Source organism: Streptomyces sp. NPDC056600 (genome assembly GCF_042792855.1).
Taxonomy (GTDB): Bacteria; Actinomycetota; Actinomycetes; order Streptomycetales; family Streptomycetaceae; genus Streptomyces.
The window spans coordinates 142,075-157,773 of sequence record NZ_JBHTVQ010000003.1 but is presented as its reverse complement, the minus strand read 5'-3'; the positions used below and the strand labels follow the sequence as shown (position 1 = coordinate 157,773).

Annotated in this window: 17 protein-coding genes; 12 read left to right on the top strand and 5 right to left on the bottom strand. The window is 71.6% G+C overall.

Features of this window, described 5'->3' with window-relative positions:
- Positions 1-122 precede the first annotated feature (122 nt).
- Positions 123-1,334 (top strand): RDD family protein, encoded by a 1,212-nt coding sequence (locus ACFRAV_RS03105; protein ID WP_382551126.1) that lies wholly within the window; start codon positions 123-125, stop codon positions 1,332-1,334.
- A 105-nt stretch (positions 1,335-1,439) separates the two neighbouring features.
- Here the strand turns inward: ACFRAV_RS03105 and hppD are convergent, their stop codons facing one another.
- On the bottom strand, positions 1,440-2,585 hold the full coding sequence (gene hppD, locus ACFRAV_RS03100) for a 4-hydroxyphenylpyruvate dioxygenase (RefSeq protein ID WP_382551060.1): 1,146 nt from the start codon (positions 2,583-2,585) through the stop codon (positions 1,440-1,442).
- Between the two features lie 124 nt (positions 2,586-2,709).
- Between hppD and ACFRAV_RS03095 the strand changes: the two genes are divergently transcribed.
- Positions 2,710-3,216, top strand: a complete 507-nt coding sequence (locus ACFRAV_RS03095) for an Lrp/AsnC family transcriptional regulator (RefSeq protein WP_382551057.1) — start codon at positions 2,710-2,712, stop codon at positions 3,214-3,216.
- 32 nt (positions 3,217-3,248) lie between these two features.
- On the opposite strand, the gene ACFRAV_RS03090 is transcribed toward ACFRAV_RS03095, so the two are convergent.
- Complete coding sequence (locus ACFRAV_RS03090) at positions 3,249-4,031, bottom strand: S16 family serine protease (RefSeq protein ID WP_382551054.1); 783 nt, start codon at positions 4,029-4,031, stop codon at positions 3,249-3,251.
- Between the two features lie 84 nt (positions 4,032-4,115).
- Here ACFRAV_RS03090 and ACFRAV_RS03085 point away from each other — a divergent pair, with 84 nt between their 5' ends.
- Complete coding sequence (locus ACFRAV_RS03085; RefSeq protein WP_382551052.1) at positions 4,116-4,916, top strand: RDD family protein; 801 nt, start codon at positions 4,116-4,118, stop codon at positions 4,914-4,916.
- A 21-nt stretch (positions 4,917-4,937) separates the two neighbouring features.
- Here ACFRAV_RS03085 and ACFRAV_RS03080 read toward each other — a convergent pair whose 3' ends face one another.
- Positions 4,938-5,192 (bottom strand): hypothetical protein, encoded by a 255-nt coding sequence (locus tag ACFRAV_RS03080; protein ID WP_382551049.1) that lies wholly within the window; start codon positions 5,190-5,192, stop codon positions 4,938-4,940.
- A 413-nt stretch (positions 5,193-5,605) separates the two neighbouring features.
- On the opposite strand from ACFRAV_RS03080, the gene ACFRAV_RS03075 reads away from it, so the two are divergent.
- Both ACFRAV_RS03075 and ACFRAV_RS03070 read left to right on the top strand, forming a co-directional pair.
- The gene (locus ACFRAV_RS03075; RefSeq protein WP_382551047.1) at positions 5,606-7,936 is read left to right on the top strand and encodes an immune inhibitor A domain-containing protein; all 2,331 of its coding nucleotides are present in this window, start codon (positions 5,606-5,608) and stop codon (positions 7,934-7,936) included.
- Positions 7,937-8,072: 136 nt separating this feature from the next.
- Positions 8,073-8,408, top strand: coding sequence for a hypothetical protein (locus tag ACFRAV_RS03070; RefSeq protein ID WP_382551045.1), 336 nt, complete (start codon positions 8,073-8,075; stop codon positions 8,406-8,408).
- 83 nt (positions 8,409-8,491) lie between these two features.
- Here the strand turns inward: ACFRAV_RS03070 and ACFRAV_RS03065 are convergent, their stop codons facing one another.
- Both ACFRAV_RS03065 and ACFRAV_RS03060 read right to left on the bottom strand, forming a co-directional pair.
- Entirely contained in the window at positions 8,492-9,091 is a 600-nt protein-coding gene (locus ACFRAV_RS03065; protein WP_382551042.1) for an isochorismatase family protein, read from the bottom strand.
- 99 nt (positions 9,092-9,190) lie between these two features.
- Complete coding sequence (locus tag ACFRAV_RS03060; RefSeq protein WP_382551040.1) at positions 9,191-10,522, bottom strand: nicotinate phosphoribosyltransferase; 1,332 nt, start codon at positions 10,520-10,522, stop codon at positions 9,191-9,193.
- 105 nt (positions 10,523-10,627) lie between these two features.
- Between ACFRAV_RS03060 and clpS the strand changes: the two genes are divergently transcribed.
- The 7 genes from clpS to ACFRAV_RS03025 all read left to right on the top strand — a co-directional run bounded on the left by clpS (position 10,628) and on the right by ACFRAV_RS03025 (position 15,631).
- A complete protein-coding gene (gene clpS, locus ACFRAV_RS03055; protein WP_351114234.1) occupies positions 10,628-10,951 on the top strand; it encodes an ATP-dependent Clp protease adapter ClpS in 324 nt (107 codons plus the stop codon).
- A gap of 58 nt (positions 10,952-11,009) precedes the next feature.
- Positions 11,010-11,630, top strand: a complete 621-nt coding sequence (locus ACFRAV_RS03050; protein ID WP_382551035.1) for a DUF2017 domain-containing protein — start codon at positions 11,010-11,012, stop codon at positions 11,628-11,630.
- A 386-nt stretch (positions 11,631-12,016) separates the two neighbouring features.
- Positions 12,017-13,468 (top strand): amino acid permease, encoded by a 1,452-nt coding sequence (locus ACFRAV_RS03045; protein WP_351114232.1) that lies wholly within the window; start codon positions 12,017-12,019, stop codon positions 13,466-13,468.
- A gap of 140 nt (positions 13,469-13,608) precedes the next feature.
- Positions 13,609-14,040 (top strand): Mov34/MPN/PAD-1 family protein, encoded by a 432-nt coding sequence (locus tag ACFRAV_RS03040; RefSeq protein ID WP_382551032.1) that lies wholly within the window; start codon positions 13,609-13,611, stop codon positions 14,038-14,040.
- A 107-nt stretch (positions 14,041-14,147) separates the two neighbouring features.
- Complete coding sequence (locus ACFRAV_RS03035; RefSeq protein WP_351114230.1) at positions 14,148-14,249, top strand: putative leader peptide; 102 nt, start codon at positions 14,148-14,150, stop codon at positions 14,247-14,249.
- Between the two features lie 132 nt (positions 14,250-14,381).
- Positions 14,382-14,660 (top strand): MoaD/ThiS family protein, encoded by a 279-nt coding sequence (locus ACFRAV_RS03030; RefSeq protein ID WP_351114229.1) that lies wholly within the window; start codon positions 14,382-14,384, stop codon positions 14,658-14,660.
- Positions 14,661-14,680: 20 nt separating this feature from the next.
- Complete coding sequence (locus tag ACFRAV_RS03025) at positions 14,681-15,631, top strand: PLP-dependent cysteine synthase family protein (protein ID WP_382551027.1); 951 nt, start codon at positions 14,681-14,683, stop codon at positions 15,629-15,631.
- Positions 15,632-15,699 lie beyond the last annotated feature (68 nt).

The following is a 15,699-nucleotide window of genomic DNA, read 5'->3' as shown; positions in this document are numbered from 1 at the left end:
CGTCGCCGTCGCCGTCGCCCGGTCCTGCTCCGGCCGCTCCGGGGCCGTCCGCCGGCCGGCCGGGCGCTCACGTGCCCTCGCCGTCGCCGTCCCCCGCGTCCGCCCCCGCCGCCCTGCCGCCGGTGGCACCGCAGCCCGTCGGAGCGGTGGACGAGACGGGGCCCCAGTTCCTGGACACCAGCGACGAGATCGTCACCGAGATGGCGCCCGAGACGGGCCGCACCCCGGTGGTCCCGTCGCCCACCCCGGCCCCCGCGCCGTCCTATCCGGCACCGGTGACCTCGCAGCCCTCGCCGCCCTCGCAGCCGTCGCCGTCGGAGAGCGGCAACTCCGCTCCCGCGGCGGGCGGTTCGGGCTGGGACGCGGTGCGGACCGGCGCGGCCGAGCGGCCGCGGCCCGTCTCGTGGGGGTCGGCGGGGCAGGAGACGCCGGACCCGCGGGCCGTCGCGGACCAGCAGCCCGAGCAGCGGCCCTCGCAGGAGGGCACCATGGTGTTCCGGACCCGCCCCGCGGCCGAGCAGTCGCCCGCCGGACCGCAGGGCCCGCAGCAGGCGGCCCCCGTGCCCGCCCCGGCCCCGGCACCCGCCCCGGCTCCCACCCCGGTGACCACGCCGTGGCCGCAGCAGATCGGGCACCTCGCGGGCGACCAGGCCGCGGCGCAGGCGGCGGCCGCGCAGGCCGCCGCGGCCCAGGCGGCGCTCGCCCGGGCGTCCGCCGCGCACGCCGCGGCCCAGTCCGCCCCCCAGGCCGTTCCGCAGACGGCTCCCCAGGCGGCGGCGCAGGGGCCCGCCGCTCCGTGGAAGCCCGTGCCGGAGGACCCGTTCACGGCTGCCGCCCGGCGCCAGGCGTCCGCCCGTCCCGCGCCGCTGGGCAGCCGGATGGCGGCCCGGCTGATCGACCTGCTGCTGGTCGGCGCGATCACCGCGGCCGCGGCCGTCCCGCTGGGCACGCGGGCGTGGGAGCACACGCAGGAGAAGCTGGAGGCGGCGCGGCTCTCCGGGGAGAAGGTCACCGTCTGGCTGGTCGACGGCACCACCGGCGTGCAGCTGGGCATCGTGCTCGCGGTCCTGGTGGTGGCGGGCGTGCTCCTGGAGGTGCTGCCCACCTCCCGGACGGGGCGCACGCTCGGCAAGAAGCTGCTCGGGCTCCAGGTCCGCGACATCGAGGGCCACGAGCCTCCGTCCTTCGGCACGGCGCTGCTGCGCTGGGCCGTCGGGACGGTCCCCACGCTGCTGGTGATCGGCGTGATCGGCCACCTGTGGGCCCTCTTCGACCGCCCCTGGCGGCAGGCCTGGCACGACAAGGCCGCGCACACCTTCGTGGCCGGCCGCTGACGCCGCGGGGGCCGGCCGCCGCGCCGTTGCGCCCGTCGCCGACGCCGAAGGGGCGCCCCGCCGGTCCGGCGGGGCGCCCCTGGGGCAGGCGGTGTGCGGCGGCGGTCAGAGGTTGCCGCGGCGCTCCTGCTCCCGCTCGATGGCCTCGAAGAGCGCCTTGAAGTTGCCCTTGCCGAAGCCCATGGAGCCGTGCCGCTCGATCATCTCGAAGAAGACGGTCGGCTTGTCCTGGACCGGCTTGGTGAAGATCTGCAGCAGGTAGCCGTCCTCGTCGCGGTCCACCAGGATCTTCAGCTCGCGCAGCGTCTCCACCGGCACGCGGGTCTCGCCGGCCCACTCGCCGAGGGTGTCGTAGTACGAGTCCGGGGTGTCGAGGAACTCGACGCCGGCCGCCCGCATGGTGCGCACGGTGCGCACGATGTCGTTGGTGTTCAGCGCGATGTGCTGGACGCCCGGGCCGCCGTAGAACTCGAGGTACTCGTCGATCTGCGACTTCTTCTTCGCGATCGCCGGCTCGTTGATCGGGAACTTCACCTTCAGGGTGCCGTCCGCGACCACCTTGGACATCAGCGCGGAGTACTCGGTGGCGATGTCGTCGCCGATGAACTCCTTCATGTTGGTGAAGCCCATGACACGGCGGTAGAACTCGGTCCACTCGTCCATCCGGCCGAGCTCCACGTTGCCCACGCAGTGGTCGATCGCCTGGAACGTGCGCTCGGCCGGCGGCTCCACGATCGGCCGGGCCACCTGGTAGCCCGGCAGGTACGGGCCCTCGTAGCCGCGGCGCTCGACCAGCGTGTGGCGGGTCTCGCCGTAGGTGGCGATGGCGGCGATCACGACGGTGCCGTGCTCGTCCTTCATCTCGTACGGCTCGGCGAGTGAACGGGCGCCGTGCTCGATGGCGTAGGCGTAGGCCGCACGGGCGTCCGGGACCTCCAGGGCGAGGTCGACGACGCCGTCGCCGTGCTCGGCGACGTGGCGCTCGAGGAAGCGTCCCCAGTCGGTGGCCGGCTTGATCACCGAGGTGAACACGAAGCGGGCGGAGCCGTTCTCCAGGACGTAGCTGGCCGTCTCCCGGGAGCCGTTCTCCGGTCCGGAGTAGGCCACCAGGCGCATGCCGAAGGCGGTCGAGTAGTAGTGGGCGGCCTGTTTGGCGTTGCCCACGGCGAAGACGACCGCGTCCATTCCCTTGACCGGGAAGGGGTCGGCCTGCCGGGCGGTGTCAGGAACGTGGTGTGTGGTCTGCGTCATGTGGGCAGGGTCGCCCCGAACCGCAAGGTGCGCAATCCATGGCTTTTTCGCTGTGCAGGCTGCACAGTCGTAGGGCCGTGACGACGGCGTATCTGTACAGGATGACCATCGGTGGGGGCGTGCCATGGGGATCGACAGGCTGGACGGGCGGATCATCGCGCTGCTCGCGCACGAGCCGCGGCTGGGCGTGCTGGAGATGTCCCGCCGGCTCGGCGTGGCCCGCGGCACCGTGCAGGCGCGGCTGGACCGGCTGCTGGCGCGCGGGGTGATCCGCGGCTTCGGTCCCGACGTGGACCCGGCCGCGCTGGGCTATCCGGTGACCGCGTTCGCCACGCTGCAGATCCGGCAGGGGAGCGGGGCGGCCGTCCGGGCGCACCTGGCCTCCGTCCCGGAGGTCCTGGAGCTGCACACCACCACCGGCAGCGGCGACATGCTGTGCCGGCTGGTGGCGCGGTCCAACGCGGACCTCCAGCGGGTGATCGACCTCGTGGTCGGCTTCGACGGCATCGTGCGCGCGTCCACCGCCATCGTCATGGAGAACGCGGTGCCGCTGCGGGTGATACCGCTCGTCGAGCAGGCGGCCCAGCTGCCGCCCCCGGCCGCCGGGGCTCCCGCCGAGGCCCTGGTGTGACCCGGACCGGGCCGGGGCCCGCGCGGCGGGCGTCAGCAGGAGGGGACGGAGCCCTTGCCGGTGCGCAGCGACTCGAGCGCGGTGATCGCGCCCTTGAGGCTGGTCACCGGCACCAGGCGCAGACCCTTCGGGCGCTCGGCGAGGGCGTCGCCGCACTCGGCGCGGGGCACCAGGAACACCGTCGCCCCGTCGCGGGCCGCCGCGCGGGTCTTCAGGGACACGCCGCCGACCGGGCCCACCGTGCCTTCGGGCGAGATGGTGCCGGTCCCGGCGACCACCGTGTCGCCCGCGAGGTCGGTGCCCAGCTTCTCCACGATGCCCAGCGAGAACAGCAGCCCCGCGCTCGGCCCGCCGACGTCCGCGAGCCGCAGCGTCACCTTCACGTCCTTCGGGTCGCGACCGAGGTAGCCGAGGGCCGCCTCGGTCGCGTCGTCCTGGGACTGCCGCATCTGCTCGGTGTTGTACTTCTCGATCTCCTCGACGTCGTCCCCGCTCGGGTAGACGGCGTCGGTCGGCATCACGGCCTCGTCGGTGCGGAACCAGCCGTCGACGACGTCCGCCAGCCGCACGTCGGCGTCCGGCCCGGTCGCCTCGATCGTGGTCATCCGCAGCTGCCCGTCCACCGGCACGGTGCGGACGCCGGGGCCCTCGACGGAGATCACCGGCTTGCCGTCCCGCTCACCGAGCACGTTCGCGGTCATGCCCGGCCGCGCCACCGTGAACGGGAGCGGGGCGAGCGCCGCGACCGCGACCAGCGCGGCGGCGGGCATGGCGCAGAGGGCGACGGCCTGGGGGCGCGAGAGGCGAGAGAGCACGGGGTCAATCTAACGGTGCGCACCCCTCCCCCGGACGGACCCCTGCCGGATGCGAGCGTCTCGCGGGCGCGGTCGACTCGCCCCATGAGCAGCGACGCCCCGCCCCCGCCGCCCCCGGACGACGACGACCCGTTCCGCAAGCGCCCGCCCTCGGGCGGCGGATCCCCGGGCGCGGGCGACGCCGCGGGCAACACCGGCGCGGCGCCCGGCCCCGGCGACCCGGGCGGTCCGGGCAGCCCGTACGACCCGCCCGGCGGCCCCGAGGGCCCCGGCGGCGCGCAGCCGCAGGGCAACGCCGGCCCCGGCAGCCCGTACGACCCGGGCGGCCCCGCCTCGCCCGGCGGCCCGCACGGCCAGTACGGGCCCACGGGCGCCTACGGGCCCGGCGGACCGTACTCCGGCGGCACCGCCCCCGACCCGCTCGCCGGCATGCCCCCGCTCGCCGACAGCCTGCGCCGCGTCGGGGCCCGGATCATCGACCTGATCCTCGTCGGCGTGGTCGCCGGACTGCTGGCCTGGGCGTTCAACGTCGACGAGTACGAGTTCGACGCCGACCGCGTGGACGCCGCGAAGTTCTGGATCCGCGACATCATCATCGCGGTCCTCTACGTCGCCTACGACACGATCATGACCGCGCGCAACGGCCAGACCCTCGGCAAGAAGCTGCTCAAGCTCCGCGTGGCCAACCTCGACGACGGCAGCACCCCGTCCCTGGCCACCTCACTGCTGCGCGCGGCCGTGCTCTGGGTGCCGTTCGCGTTCTGCTGCGCCTGCCTGTGGATCGCCATCGCGGGCGGCTGGAGCTTCTTCGACAAGCCGTACAAGCAGGGCCTTCACGACAAGGCCGCCAAGACGGTGGTGGTCAGCACCGAGCCGAACACCTGACGCCGGACGGCCGACGGACCGTCAGCGCCGCGCCGGCTCGCGCCGCGCGGCGCCGGCCGTGTCCGAGGTGGCCGGAACCCGCTCCTCGGCGGCGCGTCCGACCGGCCCGGAGGCCATCGCGGCGAGCACACCCAGCGCGAGCGAGAGGACCACGACCGACGCGACGGCGAGGACCGAACTCGCCCCGCTGAGCGCCAGCAGGGCGATCGTGCACAGCACCGCCGCGCCGGTCCCACGGACCAGCTGCGCGGTGGACGGGGTCACGGGGGCAGTCACGGGCGGACGGGCCATGGCAATCGTGTCCTCGGTGCGTAGGTGACGGACGGTCTGTGCCGGGAGCCGCCGGGGCTGCGCTCCCGCCGGAGGGCAGGGGACGGCTTCTGTCCGGCACATGCCCGGGCCACCTGCCGGACAAGCGCGACACCGTCCGGCGACCGGTGCACCGGGGGGCGCACGCAGGCACGCGCAGGGCACGGAGAGCGCCCCGGACTCCCGACCGAGCGACCGCTTACACGATGTGCACACGACAAGTCAAGGTCTAGTTTTTCCAACGAACGTCCGGTCAAATGTTCTCACTTGACACACGCGTATCTACGCGCGCAGCTCCTGCCTGCCTGGAATCGCAGGACCCAGTACTTCCGTACTCAGGACATCTCTCATGTGCGCGCGGACGCGGGGGAGGAATTCAAGTGGCATCCAGATGGGCGCTTCGGGCGGCCGCTACTGCCGTCGTCATCACGACGGCCGGAGCCGGTCTCTCGACCTTCGCTGTGGCACAGCCCGCTGAGGGCACCGCTGTCACCGCGAAGACGGGCTCGCCGACCAAGGGCGAGAACCGTGAACACAACTTCGAAGGCCCCCTGACCCACAGTCAGGAGACCAAGCGCGACGAGGCCATCAACCAGGTCCTCGCCGGCGAGGCCACGGCCGAGAAGAAGAACGGCTCGAAGGTCGTCGAGCTCAAGGGCAAGAACAAGCACGGCGGCAGCAAGTACGTCGAGCTGGGCCGGGAGAAGACCGACAAGATCTTCACCATCCTGGTCGAGTTCGGGGACCAGGTGGACCCCCGCTACGGCGGCACCCCTGGCCCGCTGCACAACAAGATCGCCCAGCCCGACCGGTCGAAGGACAACTCGACCGAGTGGCAGGCCGACTACAACCAGAAGCACTTCGAGGACATGTACTTCGGCGAGGGCGAGTCCCTCAAGACGTACTACGAGAAGCAGTCTTCCGGTCGTTACTCGGTCGACGGCGAGGTCTCCGACTGGGTCAAGGTGCCCTACAACGAGGCCCGCTACGGCTCGAACCTCTGTGACCCCTGCGCGTGGAACGCGGTGCAGGACGGTCTGAACGCCTGGTTCGCGTCGGAGACCGCGAAGGGCGCCACGTCCGCCGAGCTCAAGTCCCGCCTGGCCGAGTACGACCAGTGGGACCGCTACGACTTCGACGGCGACGGCAACTTCAACGAGGCCGACGGCTACGTCGACCACTTCCAGATCGTGCACGCCGGTGAGGACGAGTCCGCCGGCGGCGGCGCACAGGGCGAGGACGCCATCTGGGCCCACCGCTGGTACGCGTTCGGCACCGACGCCGGCCGCAGCGGTCCGGAGGGCAACAAGCTCGGCGGCACCCAGATCGGCGACACCGGCGTCTGGGTCGGCGACTACACCATCCAGCCGGAGAACGGCGGCCTCGGTGTCTTCGCGCACGAGTACGGCCACGACCTCGGTCTGCCGGACCACTACGACACCCAGGGCGGCGAGAACTCCACGGGGTTCTGGACGCTGATGTCCTCGGGTTCGTGGCTGGGCACCGGTGACGGCCAGATCGGCAACCTCCCCGGCGACATGAACGCCTGGGACAAGCTGATGCTGGGCTGGCTGGACTACAAGCTGGTCGGCTCGAAGTCGGCCACGTCCACCAAGCTGGGCGTGCAGTCGTACAACACGGCCGACAAGCAGGCGCTGATCGTCGAGCTGCCCGAGAAGGACGTCACCACCGAGGTCTTCACGCCCGCCCAGGGTGAGAAGCAGTGGTGGAGCGGCAAGGGCGACGACCTGCGGAACACGCTCACCCGCAGCGTCGACCTGACCGGCAAGACGTCGGCCAAGCTGTCCTTCGAGGGTCAGTACGACATCGAGCAGGACTACGACTACGGCTACGTCGAGGTCTCCACGGACGGCGGCGCCAACTTCACGGCGATCGACGGCACCGTCGAGGGCCAGCAGATCCCGCGTGACGGCAGCGGCGCCCCGGCGCTGACCGGTGTCGTCGACACGAACTCGACCTTCGAGTTCCCGCTGGACGCGTACGCCGGCAAGCAGATCCAGGTCCGCTTCCGCTACGCCACCGACGGTGGCCTGTCCCGCCCGGGTCTGGTCGCCGACAGCATCGTCATCACCGCGGACGGCGCGTCGGTCTTCTCCGACGACGCCGAGACCGAGGTGGCCGGCTGGACCGCCAACGGCTTCACCCGCGTGGGCGCCAGCTTCACCGACAGCTACCCGCAGTACTACATCGTCGAGAACCGTCAGCACGTCGGCTACGACAAGCAGCTGAAGACGGGCCCGTACAACTTCGGCTTCTCGACGACCCGCCCCGACTGGGTCGAGCACTACGCGTACCAGACCGGCATGCTGATCTGGAAGTGGGACACCTCCCAGGCGGACAACAACACCAGCCAGCACCCCGGCACCGGCCTGATCCTCCCGATCGACGCCCACCCGGCCCCGCTGCGCTGGACCGACGGCACCCTCATGCGGAACCGCATCCAGGCGTACGACTCTCCGTTCAGCCTGACGCGGACCTCCGGCATCACCCTGCACAAGGCCGATGTCGCCACCGTCGTCCCGTCCCTGCCCGGCGTGCCGGTCTTCGACGACACCAAGGACGACTACTACGACGAGGCCAACAAGCTGGCGGGTGTCAAGATCGACAGCACCAACACCCGGATCCAGCTCGTGAGCCAGTCCAAGGACGGTTCCACGATCACGGTCAAGGTCAGCCCCGCGGGCAAGTAGTACATACCGAGTAATATCGGTCACACTGCATCACCGCAGGTCAGACAGCGTTCGGCGGCGTTCCCCTGGCGGGGCGCCGCCGGACGTGTTCAGATGCCTCCCATCGAAATTTTCGAAGTCGACGGGAGGCATCGTCATGTCCTCAGGATTCGTCCGGCTGCCGAGCGGCAGCGTGGTGGTCGCCCTCACGCTGCCCCGGCCCGACGAGCCGGGGGGCCGCGGGCGCGACCGGGTACGGGTGCTGGTGCACGCGCGGAACCGGGCGCGGGCGCTCACCCGGCTGCGCAACCTGGGACTGCGGGCGGTGTACCTGCGGGGCAACGTCGCGCCGCCCACCCCCGACGAGGTCACCGCGGTCCTGCACCACCCCGACGGGCTCATATGGCGCGAGGCCCCGGCCCCCCGCGGCGCGCAGTACCACCCCTGGCACCCCATCCGCACCCTCGTCGGCCGCCCCGCCGCCTGGGCCTGACCCCCGGCCCCTCCGGCCTCGTCGTCCCCCGGGCTCCCGCCCTTGGCCCGGGCCGCCGCCCCCGGCCCCCGCCCCGGCGGGCGTCAGCCGCCCGCGACGACCGGCTCGCCCGTCAGGTCCACACCGGCCAGCCGGAGCTCCTCCAGGGCCCGGTCGGTGGTGGCGCGGGCGACGCCCGCCGTCAGCGGCAGCAGCACCCGGGTGCGCAGCCCCGCCTTCACCGCGTCCAGCGCCGTCGCCCGCACACAGTGGTCGGTGGCGATGCCGACGACGTCGACCTCCTCGACGTCCCGCGACCGCAGCCACTCCGCGAGCCCCACGCCGTTCTCGTCGGCCCCCTCGAAGCCGCTGTACGCGGCCGCGTAGGCGCCCTTGTCGAAGACCGCGTCCACCGCCCCCGAGGTGACCGCCGGCGTGAAGTTCGGGTGGAACCCGACACCCTCGGTCCCCGCCACGCAGTGCGCCGGCCAGGAGTTCACGAAGTCCGGGTCGTCCGCGAAATGCCCGCCCGGCGCGACGTGGTGGTCACGCGTGGCCACCACGTGCTGGTACGCCCCCGCCTGACCGGCCTGACCGATCAGCTCCGTGATCGCCGCGGCGACGTCCGCCCCGCCGGAGACCGCGAGGCTGCCGCCCTCGCAGAAGTCGTTCTGCACGTCCACCACGATCAACGCTCGACGCATCGCCCCGTACCAACCTCTCGACCCTCGAATGAAGACAACGAAAAAGCTTCACGCACCGACGGCTGCTCCATACCCCTCCGCCGCCACCGCCGCACGTCGTCAGACGGCGTACTCCGTCGGAATGACGGGTTCCCCCCGCGACAGCTGGGTCGCGGACATCGGCAGCGAGGCCCGGGCCGCCGCGTGCCGCTCACGCGCGGCCTCCAGCGGCTCCCGCCCCACGACCTCGCCCCCGCGCACCAGCTCCACCAGCAGCTGCGAGCCGGCCAGCTCCTCGGGAACCTCCCCGGTGCCGATCACCTCCGCCTCCGGCACCCCGTACGCGTCGTAGCGGCGCGCGGCCCACTTACGGCCGCCCAGCGTCTGCTTGCCGCCGCCGGAACGCTTCGCCACCGGCTCCAGCGGCGCGTCCGCGTCCGCGGAGGCCGCACGGGCCACCAGCTTGTAGACCATCGACGCCGTCGGGTGCCCCGACCCGGTCACCAGCTGCGTGCCCACCCCGTACGCGTCCACCGGCGCCGCGGCCAGCGAGGCGATGGCGTACTCGTCCAGGTCGGAGGTCACCACGATCCGGGTCCCCTCCGCGCCCAGCGTGTCCAGCTGCTGCCGCACCCGGTGCGCCACCAGCAGCAGGTCGCCGGAGTCGATCCGCACCGCGCCCAGCTCCGGACCCGCCACCTCCACCGCCAGCGCGACCGCCTCGGCGACGTCGTAGGTGTCCACCAGCAGTGTCGTGCCGCGCCCCAGCGAATCCACCTGCGCGGTGAAGGCGTCCCGCTCCGAGTCGTGGACCAGAGTGAAGGCGTGCGCGCTCGTGCCGATGGTGGGGATGCCGTAGCGGAAGCCGGCCGCCAGGTCCGAGGTGGAGGAGAAACCGCCGACGTACGCCGCCCGCGAGGCGGCGACCGCCGCCAGCTCGTGCGTGCGGCGCGCGCCCATCTCCATCAGCGGCCGGTCGCCCGCCGCCGCCGCCATCCGGGACGCCGCCGCGGCGATCGCGGAGTCGTGGTTGAGGATCGACAGGATCACCGTCTCCAGCAGCACGCACTCCGCGAAGCTGCCCTCCACCCGCAGGATCGGCGAGCCGGGGAAGTAGACCTCGCCCTCCGGGTAGCCCCAGATGTCGCCCGTGAAGCGGTAGTCCGCCAGCCAGTCCAGCGTCGCGTCGTCGACCACCGCGCGCTCCCGCAGGAAGGCCAGTTGCGCCTCGTCGAAGCGGAAGTTGCGCACGGCGTCCAGCACCCGGCCGGTGCCGCAGACCACGCCGTAGCGGCGGCCCGAGGGCAGGCGGCGGGTGAAGACCTCGAAGACGGAACGCCGCTCGGCCGTCCCGCTCTTCAGAGCCGCCTGCAGCATGGTCAGTTCGTAGTGGTCGGTGAAGAGAGCCGTCGACGGCACGTCGACCGGCAGCCCGAGCTCCGCTGTGTTCATAGAACCGATGCTACCCCCATCTCGTCAATTTGACGATTAGTGTCCGGCGACGCCCCGCGCCGTCCCGGGACCCGGTCCGTGCGGGTACCCACCTGGGGTGGCAGCATGGTTGTTGTGACGTCACCCGCTCCCGCACCCATGGAAACCGAACGCACCGAGTCGGCGGAGGAGACCTTCGCCGTGCCCGAGCCGGACGTCCCCTGGGTCACGATCGTCCACAACGACCCGGTCAACCTGATGAGCTACGTGACCTACGTCTTCCAGACGTACTTCGGCTACTCGAAGGACAAGGCCACCAAGCTGATGATGGACGTCCACCACAAGGGCCGGGCGGTGGTCTCCAGCGGCTCCCGCGAGGAGATGGAGCGCGACGTGCAGGCCATGCACGGCTACGGTCTGTGGGCCACCCTCCAGCAGGACCGCCGGTAGTCACCTGCCGCGCGCGACCGGACCGACCGCCCGCCGAGCCGAAAAGAACTGCCACCCCATGCCCGGAACCTTCGAACCGCTTCCCGGCGGCGGCGCGGCCGTCGCACTCGACGACGTCGAGATCTCGATCATCCGGTCGCTGGCCGCCCAGCTCCTGGAACTCATCGGCCCCGGCCCCGCCGAGGACGCCTCCGCCGACCCGCTCGCCGAACTCTTCGCCGACGGCCCCAGCGAGCCGCCCACCGACCCGGTGCTGCGCCGCCTCTTCCCGGACGCCTACACCGACCCGGCCACGTTCCCGGACACCGCCGAGCAGGCCGAGGAGGCGAAGGCCTACTCCTCGGAGTTCCGCCGCTACACGGAGAACGACCTGCGGGCCGGCAAGCGCGAGGACACCCTCGCGGTGATCCGCTCCCTCGACGAGCTGACGATGGGCGCCGGCGGCGCCGGCGAGGGCGGAGGCCGCCTCGAGCTGACCCCCCAGCGGTCCGTCCAGTGGCTGAAGACGCTCAACGACATCCGCCTCGCCATCGCCTCGCGCCTGGACATCACCGACGAGGAGGACAGCGAGATCCTCTACCGCCTCCCCGACACCGACGAGCGCAAGCCTCTGGTGATGGCCTACCTGTGGCTCGGCGGCCTCCAGGAGAGCCTCGTCGAGACGCTGATGCCGCAGTGAGCCCGCAGTGACGCAGGGCGGACGGTCCGTGGGGATGCCGTAAGGATCGCGTAAGGACGAACCTCGACCGTTGCCCGGCGTTCAGTAAACGGACAGCAAAATCCGATTTCCGGACACGGCAAATCGGTCAAATTCGGAATATTTCACCGCCGCGTTGTGGAGTTGCCCACAGCGCGGCGGTCTGCTTCTCCGTACCTTTGAGCCAACTTTCTCGTTCCCGCGGGCCACACCCACGCCCTCCGGGAACGGCGCCACCAGGCCGACCGACCGTCGGCAGGCAGGAAAAAACTCCCCCCATGCCCCCTCGGGGCACGTACTGCCCGGCCCGCCCACCACGTCGAAGACGACGCGCGACGGGCCGGTTTCTTGGAGAAAGGCGCACCAACATGACCTCTCCGCAGGTCGCGAAGACGAACGACAGCAGTGAGGCCGTGCGCGGCGACGCCCCCGAGGAGGGGTACGAGCGAGGGCTCGGCAGCCGTCAGGTCCAGATGATCGCCATCGGCGGCGCAATCGGCGTCGGCCTGTTCCTGGGAGCCGGGGCGAACATCGCCAAGGCCGGCCCCTCCCTGATCCTGATGTACGCCCTCGCCGGCGTGATCATCTTCTTCATCATGCGGGCCCTCGGTGAGCTGCTGCTCTACCGCCCCGTCTCCGGCTCCTTCGCCGAGTACTCCCGCGAGTTCGTCGGCCCGTTCGCCGGCTACTTCACCGGCTGGACGTACTGGCTGATGTGGGTGGTCACCGGCATGGCCGAGCTCACGGCCGCCGCCATCTACATCCACTACTGGTTCCCCGACATCCCGCAGTGGGTCTCGGCCCTGGTCTTCCTGGTCGTCCTCTTCGGCGCCAACCTGATCTCCGTCAAGCTCTTCGGCGAGATCGAGTTCTGGTTCTCCATGGTCAAGGTCACCGCCATCATCGGCATGATCGTGATCGGCCTCGGCGTGCTGACCTTCGGCTTCAGCGCCGCCGGCGACACCGCCCAGGTCTCCAACCTGTGGGAGTTCGACGGCTTCTTCCCCAACGGCATCGGCTCCTCGCTGATGACCCTGCAGGGCGTCATGTTCGCCTACCTGGCCGTCGAGCTGGTCGGCGTCACCGCCGGTGAGTCGGAGAACCCCGAGAAGACGCTGCCCAAGGCGATCAACACCCTGCCCTGGCGCATCGCCCTCTTCTACGTGGGCGCCCTGACCGTCATCCTGTGCGTGGTCAAGTGGACCGAGTTCGCGCCCGACGTGAGCCCGTTCGTCGCCGCCTTCGCCAAGATCGGCATCCCGGCCGGCGCGGCCATCGTCAACTTCGTCGTGCTGACCGCCGCCCTGTCCTCCTGCAACTCCGGCATGTACTCCACCGGCCGCATGCTGCGCACCCTGGCGGACAACGGCGAGGCCCCCCAGGTCTTCAACAAGCTGTCCTCCACCAAGACCCCGGCCGTCGGCATCACCGTCTCCGCGATCCTCATGGGCATCGGCGTGGTCCTGAACTACATCGTCCCGGAGAAGGCCTTCGGCTACGTCACCTCCGTCGCCACCGCGGCCGGAATCTGGACGTGGCTGATGATCTGCGTCAGCCACGTCCTCTACCGCCGCGCCGTCGCCGCGGGCCGCGTGCCCGCCTCCTCCTTCCCCGCCCCGGGCGGCGCGGTCTGCAGCTGGATCGCCATTGCCTTCCTGCTGATGGTGACCGTGATGATCGCGCTCAACGCGGACTCCCGGATCTGCCTCTACGTGATGGGCGGCTGGGCCGTCGCCCTCGGCATCGGCTGGCAGGTCCTCAAGGCCCGCAACCCCGAGATCACCCGCCGCGACGAGCCGCTGCTCGACAAGGTCGGCTGACCCTCCGCGTCACCGGGACGGCGCAGCCGCCCCACCGGCCCGGACACACCCGGTCCCGCATACCGGCCCCGCCGTCTCGCCACGCGAGAGGCGGGGCCGGTCCGTGAATGCGGCGGCCCGCCACGACATATCCTGCCGCCATGCTGACCATCACCCAGGCCCTCGTGGACCAGATCGTCGAGCACGCCCGCAGGGACCACCCCGACGAGGCGTGCGGCGTCGTCGCCGGCCCGGTGGGCTCCGGCCGGCCTGAGCGGTTCATCCCCATGCTCAACGCCGCCCGCTCGCCCACCTTCTACGAGTTCGACAGCCAGGACCTGCTGAAGCTCTACCGGGAGATGGACGACCGCGACGAGGAACCGGTCGTCATCTACCACTCCCACACCGCCACCGAGGCCTACCCCTCGCGCACCGACATCTCCTACGCCAACGAGCCCGGCGCCCACTACGTGCTCGTCTCCACGGCCGACGCCGACGGCCTCGGCGACTTCCAGTTCCGCTCCTACCGCATCGTCGACGGCGAAGTCACCGAAGAGCCCGTCCAGGTCGTCGACGCCTACCCGGCCGCCTGACCTGCGGATTCGTCCCCACCATGGCGGGATGTCCGCATACTGGCCGGATCGACCGCAGAGCGAGACGCACTGTCGGCCCGGCCTTCGGGAATCGATACGATGACCGCATGGTTTTCCACGACGTGAGCGAGAAGACGCCGGGCACCCTGCTCGTGGCGCGGCTGCACGTCGACCTGTGCCGCCTCAACAGCGCCCTCTGCCCGCGCTGAACGCGCGCGGCCGTCCCCGGGGCGGCCAGGAAGGCCCTCGGCCCGGGGCGCCGCCCGACCAGCCACGGGCCGCCGCCCCCGACAGCCACCCGCAGCACAGCCACCCGCACCACCACCGACAGGAGCCCTGACATGGCCATCGAGGTCCGCATCCCCACCATCCTCCGCCAGTACACCGACGGGCAGAAGGCCGTCGAGGGCACCGGCGACACCCTCGGCACCCTCATCACGGACCTCGAGTCCCGCCACCCCGGCATCCGGGCCCGCATCGTCGACGGCGAGCAGCTGCGCCGCTTCGTCAACGTCTACCTGAACGACGAGGACGTCCGCTTCCTCGACGGCATCGACACCAAGCTCAACGACGGAGACAACGTCACCATCCTCCCGGCCGTGGCCGGCGGAATGGTCTGAGCGGCCGGGCCGGCTCAGACATGCGTTACGACTCCCCGATCGCCGCGGTGGGCAACACCCCTCTGGTGCGCCTGCCGCGGCTCTCGCCGTCCGAGAACGTCCGCATCTGGGCGAAGCTCGAGGACCGCAACCCGACCGGCTCGATCAAGGACCGCCCCGCGCTCCACATGATCGAACAGGCCGAGAAGGACGGACGCCTCACCCCCGGATGCACCATCCTGGAGCCCACCTCCGGCAACACCGGCATCTCGCTCGCCATGGCGGCCAAGCTCAAGGGCTACCGCATGGTGTGCGTCATGCCGGAGAACACCTCCCAGGAACGCCGCGACCTGCTGGGCATGTGGGGCGCCGAGATCATCCCCAGCCCCGCCGCCGGCGGCTCCAACACCGCAGTCCGCAAGGCCAAGGAACTCGCCGCCGAACACCCCGACTGGGTGATGCTCTACCAGTACGGCAACCCGGACAACGCCGGCGCCCACTACGCCACCACGGGCCCGGAGATCCTCGACGACCTGCCGTCGATCACCCACTTCGTCGCCGGCCTCGGCACCACCGGCACCCTCATGGGCGTCGGCCGCTACCTGCGCGAACACAAGCCCGACGTCAAGATCGTCGCCGCCGAGCCGCGCTACGACGACCTGGTCTACGGCCTGCGCAACCTCGACGAGGGCTTCGTCCCCGAGCTCTACGACGCCTCCGTGCTCACCACCCGCTACTCGGTCGGCTCCGAGGACGCCGTCGTGCGCACCCGGGAGCTGCTCCAGTTCGAGGGCATCTTCGCCGGTGTCTCCACCGGAGCCGCCCTGCACGCCGCCATCGGCGTCGGCAAGAAGGCCCTCCAGGCGGGCGAGGACGCCGACATCGCCTTCGTCGTCGCCGACGGCGGCTGGAAGTACCTGTCGACCGGCGTCTACACCGCGGCCACCAGCGAGGAAGCCATCGCCACCCTCCACGGCCAGCTCTGGGCCTGACCCGCGGAACCCGTCCGCGGACCCGGCCACGGGCCCACCGGGGCACACGCGACGCACCTGTCACACGG

Coding starts and splice junctions, on each gene's coding strand:
- ACFRAV_RS03025 (WP_382551027.1), top strand. CDS start 14,681: ATGCGTTACGACTCCCCGATCGCCGCGGTGGGCAACACCCCTCTGGTG.
- ACFRAV_RS03085 (WP_382551052.1), top strand. CDS start 4,116: ATGAGCAGCGACGCCCCGCCCCCGCCGCCCCCGGACGACGACGACCCG.
- hppD (WP_382551060.1), bottom strand. CDS start 2,585: ATGACGCAGACCACACACCACGTTCCTGACACCGCCCGGCAGGCCGAC.
- clpS (WP_351114234.1), top strand. CDS start 10,628: ATGGTTGTTGTGACGTCACCCGCTCCCGCACCCATGGAAACCGAACGC.
- ACFRAV_RS03070 (WP_382551045.1), top strand. CDS start 8,073: ATGTCCTCAGGATTCGTCCGGCTGCCGAGCGGCAGCGTGGTGGTCGCC.
- ACFRAV_RS03040 (WP_382551032.1), top strand. CDS start 13,609: ATGCTGACCATCACCCAGGCCCTCGTGGACCAGATCGTCGAGCACGCC.
- ACFRAV_RS03065 (WP_382551042.1), bottom strand. CDS start 9,091: ATGCGTCGAGCGTTGATCGTGGTGGACGTGCAGAACGACTTCTGCGAG.
- ACFRAV_RS03095 (WP_382551057.1), top strand. CDS start 2,710: ATGGGGATCGACAGGCTGGACGGGCGGATCATCGCGCTGCTCGCGCAC.
- ACFRAV_RS03045 (WP_351114232.1), top strand. CDS start 12,017: ATGACCTCTCCGCAGGTCGCGAAGACGAACGACAGCAGTGAGGCCGTG.
- ACFRAV_RS03060 (WP_382551040.1), bottom strand. CDS start 10,522: ATGAACACAGCGGAGCTCGGGCTGCCGGTCGACGTGCCGTCGACGGCT.
- ACFRAV_RS03030 (WP_351114229.1), top strand. CDS start 14,382: ATGGCCATCGAGGTCCGCATCCCCACCATCCTCCGCCAGTACACCGAC.
- ACFRAV_RS03050 (WP_382551035.1), top strand. CDS start 11,010: ATGCCCGGAACCTTCGAACCGCTTCCCGGCGGCGGCGCGGCCGTCGCA.
- ACFRAV_RS03035 (WP_351114230.1), top strand. CDS start 14,148: ATGGTTTTCCACGACGTGAGCGAGAAGACGCCGGGCACCCTGCTCGTG.